The following is a 501-nucleotide window of genomic DNA, read 5'->3' on the forward strand; positions in this document are numbered from 1 at the left end:
TGGAGTTGAGGGCAGCGATTCGGTCGGTCGTCAGGCTGCCGATGACAGCGGAGGTGATACCGCGGATCGAAGCGGAGCTGAGGCTTGCAAACTCGGCAGTCGTGAAGGTGTTCAGGTCTTCGGACGAAAGAGCAGCAAGGTCGCTGGAGGACAGAGCTGCGATCTGGGCAGAGCTGAGGGCCTCGATCTGGCCTGTTGTCATGGCCTCGAGCTGAGACGTCGTCAGCGCGCCGACAGCGCGGCTGCTAAGGGCTGCCACCTGCGTGGTCGACAGGGAGGCCACATTGGCGCTTCCAAGTGCCACGACCTGTGCAGAGCTCAGGGCAGCCACCTGGTTTGTGCTGAGGCCTGTCAGCTGCGCGCTGCCGAGAGCGGCAACCTGCTGCGTGGTCAGCGAAGCAACCTGACCGCTGGACAGGGCAGTCAGCTGGCCCGAGGTGAGGACTGCAATGTTGTCAGTCGAGAGCGCAGCAAGAGCGCGAGAGTTGAGGGCTGCAAGTT

General features: G+C 63.3%; 1 protein-coding gene. It reads right to left on the reverse strand.

Annotated elements, in window-relative coordinates:
- On the reverse strand, positions 1-501 hold a 501-nt coding region (locus tag CXR03_RS18430), incomplete at both ends, for a hypothetical protein (RefSeq protein WP_219816296.1).

It is taken from the genome of Arthrobacter sp. 08Y14, assembly GCF_002929455.1.
GTDB classification, from domain to species: Bacteria; Actinomycetota; Actinomycetes; order Actinomycetales; family Micrococcaceae; genus Arthrobacter_B; species Arthrobacter_B sunyaminii.